At 68.1% G+C, this 4,877-nt stretch carries 2 protein-coding genes; one reads left to right on the top strand and one right to left on the bottom strand.

Annotated features, from left to right (window positions below):
• Positions 1–121: 121 nt before the first annotated feature.
• On the bottom strand, positions 122–2,917 hold the full coding sequence (glnE, locus tag ABGA94_RS10815; protein ID WP_375367256.1) for a bifunctional [glutamate--ammonia ligase]-adenylyl-L-tyrosine phosphorylase/[glutamate--ammonia-ligase] adenylyltransferase: 2,796 nt from the start codon (positions 2,915–2,917) through the stop codon (positions 122–124).
• A 386-nt stretch (positions 2,918–3,303) separates the two neighbouring features.
• On the opposite strand from glnE, the gene ABGA94_RS10810 reads away from it, so the two are divergent.
• Complete coding sequence (locus ABGA94_RS10810) at positions 3,304–4,818, top strand: acetyl-CoA hydrolase/transferase family protein (protein ID WP_021202957.1); 1,515 nt, start codon at positions 3,304–3,306, stop codon at positions 4,816–4,818.
• Positions 4,819–4,877 lie beyond the last annotated feature (59 nt).

The following is a 4,877-nucleotide window of genomic DNA, read 5'->3' as shown; positions in this document are numbered from 1 at the left end:
CCGACCGTTGGTCGGCACGCTCCATCAGAGTTCATCACCGCTGACAGATTGTGCCGACCAACGGTCGGCACCTACCAACAGCGGATCATCCCCGGGCAATTGCTCTAATGGGTGCACCCACTCACCCGAACGGCAGCTCCGCCGCTCTGCACGCCGCCGTAATCGCCGCACACGCGTCTTCAATCGCGGGCGTGGTCGGTGCCAGTCGCGGGCGACGGTCCAGCGTGCAGGCCAGGCCCACGTCGAGCAGCGTGGCATGCGCGCCATGCAGTGCTTGCGCAGTGTCTTCCGGCAGGAAACCGGCAACCGCCAGCGCATCGATCAGCGACGGCGTGTCGCGTGGCTGCAGCAACGCCGCATGCTGCGCACTACGCGCCAGCACGCCGGTCTGCAGCAGGAACTCCAGGTCCACCACGCCACCGGCACCCTGTTTCAGGTCCAGCCGCGCGGCATCGCTGCGGTCCAGTTCGGTGCGCATGCGGCCGCGCATCTTCAGCACATCGGCATACAGCGTGGCCGGATCTCGCTCACGCCCCAGTGTCTGTGCACGCACCTGTTCGAAATCGGCCAGCAGGCAGGCATCACCGGCCACGCCGCGTGCGCGCACCAGGGCCTGGTGTTCCCAGGTCCATGCGCGTTCGCGCTGGTATTCGGTGTAGCTGGCCAACGAAGACACCAGCGAACCCTTGCCACCGTCCGGGCGCAGGCGCACGTCGATGTCGTACAGGCGCCCGGCGGCGGTGACCGCACCAAGCAGCGCCATCACCTTCTGTGCCAGTCGTGCATACCAGCGCCCCGGTTCCAGCGGACGTGCGCCATCGCTGGCCTCCACGCCAGCCGGGTTGTCGTGCAGGAACACCAGGTCCAGGTCGGAACCGAAGCCCAGCTCAAGCCCGCCGAGGCTGCCGTAGCCGATGATCGCGAAACGTCCACCGGGAATCCCGCCGTGCGCGGCGCGCATGTCCGCTTCGGCCATCGCCAGCACGGTGGTGACCACCGCCTGCGCCAGCTCGGCCAGTTGCCGCGTGCTGTCCACCGCACCCTGGCGGCCATCCAGCGTGGCCATCGCCATGCGGAAGCTGAGCGCCAGCCGCGTCTCGTTGAGCCAGCGCAGTGCGGATTCGGGATCTTCCACCGCCAGCACCTGCTGGCACTCGGCCAGCATGCCGGCCGCATCGGGCATCGGCCCGGACACGCGCACGTCCAGCAGTTCGTCCAGCAGCAGCGGGTACGCGGCCAGGCGCTCGGCCAGCAGCGCGCTGCGCGCCAGCACATCGACCAGACGCGCCAACGCGCTCGGTTGTTCGTCCAGCAGCGCGAGATAGCTGGTCCGGCGCAGCACGGCCTGCAACAGGCCGAGCACACGCTTGAGCGCAGCGTCGGGTTGCGGCGAACGCGTGGCCGCATGCAGCAACGCGGGCAGTACGCGATCCAGCCGCGCACGCGCCGCATCGGATAATGACTTCACGCCGGTGCCCTGCGCGAAGTCACGCAATGACTGGTCGGCGCCATTGGCATCGAGGAAACCGGCTTCGGCCAGCAACGGCGCGTTGCTGGCCTCGGGCAGGCTACGCCAGTAATTGGCCAGCGCGTCGGGCGCGGCCTGGCCCTTGCGCGGTGCCAGCAGCGCGGCGAATTCGGTACTGACCCGCTGCTGCTGTTCGGCCAGCGCCGCGCGCAGCACGTCCCAGTCCGGGTAGCCGAGGCCGACGGCGATGCGCTCGCGGTCCAGTGCATCGCTGGGCAGCACGTGAGTCTGCGCATCGCGCAGCATCTGCAGGCGGTTCTCCAGGCGGCGCAGGAACAGGTAGGCCTCGCGCAGCGCACTGCCGTCCTCGGGCGCGATCTGCCCCGCAGCCACCAGCGCGTCCAGCGCCACCAGCAGGCGGCGCTCGCGCAGCGCAGGTTCGCGGCCACCGCGGATCAGCTGCAGCGCCTGGCACAGGAACTCGATCTCGCGGATGCCACCGGCGCCGCGCTTGATGTCTTCGTGCAGCTCGCGGCGCGCGACTTCGGCGGTGATCGCCGCCTTCATCTCGCGCAGGCCATCGAGCGCAGTGAAATCCAGGTAGCGGCGGTACACGAACGGGCGCAGGGTCTGCAGCCACGCTTCACCGGCCTCGATATCACCGGCGACCGCGCGCGCCTTCAGCCACGCATAGCGCTCCCAGTCGCGGCCTTCGCGCTGGAAGTACTGGTCCATCGCCGCGAACGACAGCGCGACGCGGCCGGCGCTGCCGAACGGGCGCAGGCGCAGGTCGACGCGGTGGCTGAAGCCATCGACGGTGGTTTCGTCCAGCAGCTTGGCCAGGCGCTGGCCAAGGCGGGCGAAATACTCTTCGGCGGCCAGCGCGCGCGGGCCGTCGGATTCGCCGCCGTGCGGATAGGCGTAGACCAGGTCGATATCGGAACTGAAGTTGAGCTCGCCGCCGCCAAGCTTGCCGAGGCCGAACACCACCAGCTGCTGCGCGGCGCCTTCGCCATCGCGGACCACACCGTGGCGCTGGGCGAATTCCTGCTGCAGCGCGTCCAGCGCCAGCCGCAGGCAGTCCTCGGCCAGGGTGGTGGCGCCGGCCAGGGTCTGTGCCACGTCGTCCAGGCCGGTCAGGTCGCGCCAGATCAGCCGCGTCGACATGGCAGTACGCCAGCGCCGGATCTGCGCCGGCCAGTCGCTGGGCTGCAGCGGATCGAGCACCGGTGGCGGGATCGGCGGGCAACCGGGGGTAGCCAGCTGCGCCAGCAGCGCCGGTTGCCGCACCAGGGTGTCCAGCGCGAAGTCGCTGGCCACCGCCAGTCGGGTCAGCAGCGGCAGCAGTTCGGCAGGAACGGGCTCGGGCAGGACCTGGGCCAGGCGCGCCAGGGCGCGGTCGACAAGGGGCTGCAGCGGGGCGGGCAGGTCAGCGGGGGCGAGGGTCATGCCCTGATTCTCGCGGGGTCGGATCCCTTTGCCAACGGCGAAGGGCTCTGCCCCCGAGATGCCGCCGCTTGATGCCGCTGGTGGGGTCAGAGCCTTTTGCCCTTGGCAAAAGGATCCGACCCTGAAGGGGAGCCGCGTATTCACACTGGGCCACAGGCAATAAAAAAGCCCGCTTGCAGCGAACTGCCAGCGGGCTCTGCTCCCTCCCCCACGTCGGGATGCAGGGCCATCGTGCGGGCTGCGAAAGCACTTTGCACGCTGCACTGCAAAACAGAACCGGTGGGTATGGGTGAGCCCCTGGGGGAAAAGCCATTCCACGAAGGTAGAACCCCCCGTACGGATGAGGATGGCCGATAATCGGGATTCCCCCCAGAAACACTGTCGTCATGTCTGTTGATCGCATCGCCAACGCGCGTCTCCGTGACCGCGTGGTCTCCGCCGAGGCCGCAGCCGCGCTGATCCAGCCCGGTGAAACCGTGGCCATGAGCGGCTTTACCGGCTCCGGGTATCCCAAGGCCGTTCCCGTCGAACTGGCCCGCCGCATCGAAGCGGTGCATGCCCAGGGCAATCCCTTCCAGATCAAGCTGATGACCGGCGCCTCGACCGCGCCGGAACTCGATGGCGCGCTGGCCAAGGCCGATGGCATCGCCATGCGCATGCCGTTCCAGAGCGACCCGGACGCGCGCAACCGCATCAACGAGGGCAAGCTGGATTACATCGACATCCACCTCAGCCACGTTGCCCAGCACGTGTGGTTCGGCTTCTATGGCGAGATCGATACCGCCGTCATCGAAGTCTCGGCCATCCGCGAAGATGGTTCGCTGGTGCCCTCCACCTCGGTCGGCAACAACAAGACCTGGCTGGACCTGGCCAGGAAGGTGATCGTCGAGGTCAACGAATGGCAGCCGGCCGGCGTCGACGGCATGCATGACATCTACTACGGCACCGCGCTGCCGCCGCACCGCAAGCCGATTCCGCTGGTGAACGCCAACGACCGTATCGGCGATACCGCGCTGCGCTGCGACCCGGACAAGATCGTGGCCGTGGTGCGTACCAACGGCCCGGACCGCAACAGCCCCTTCAGCCCGATCGATGCGACCAGCGAACAGATCGCCTCGCACCTGATCGAGTTCCTCAAGCACGAGGTGAAGAAGGGCCGCCTGCCGCCGAACCTGCTGCCGTTGCAGTCGGGCGTGGGCAACATCCCCAACGCCGTGCTGGCTGGCCTGGCCAAGAGCGGTTTCCGCGACCTGGCCGCGTTCACCGAAGTGATCCAGGACGGCATGCTCGACCTGCTGCGCGACGGCGTGCTGAGCTACGCCTCGTGCACCGGCTTCGCGCTGAGCCCGCAGGCGAATGAGACGTTCAAGGAGAACATCGATTTCTACCGCGAGCGCATCATCATGCGCACGCAGGAAATCTCCAACCATCCGGAACTGGTGCGCCGCCTCGGCTGCATCGGCATGAACGGCATGATCGAGGTGGACATCTACGGCAACGTCAATTCGACGCACGTGATGGGCACGCGGATCATGAACGGCATCGGCGGTTCCGGTGACTTTGCCCGCAACGGTTTCCTGTCGGCGTTCCTGAGCCCGTCCACCGCCAAGAACGGCACCATCTCGGCGATCGTGCCGATGGCCAGCCATGTCGACCACACCGAGCACGATGTGTCGGTGATCGTCACCGAACAGGGCCTGGCCGATCTGCGCGGCCTGACCCCGCGCAAGCGCGCGCAGGTGCTGATCGACAACTGCGCGCACCCGGACTTCCGCCCGCAGCTGCAGGATTACTTCGACCGTGCCAGCCGTGAGAGCTACGGCAAGCACACCCCGCACCTGCTGCCGGAAGCGTTGTCGTGGCACCAGCGCTGGCTGGATACCGGCACGATGAAGGGCTGAGGCCCGCTACGGACGTCGGGTAGAGCCGGCCGCTGGCCGGCTTCCCCAACAGCCGGCCA

Origin of the sequence: Stenotrophomonas sp. 3diitr2024 (assembly GCF_042136455.1) — a bacterium.
Lineage (GTDB): Bacteria > Pseudomonadota > Gammaproteobacteria > Xanthomonadales > Xanthomonadaceae > Stenotrophomonas > Stenotrophomonas sepilia.
This window is presented reverse-complemented; position numbering and strand designations above follow the sequence as displayed.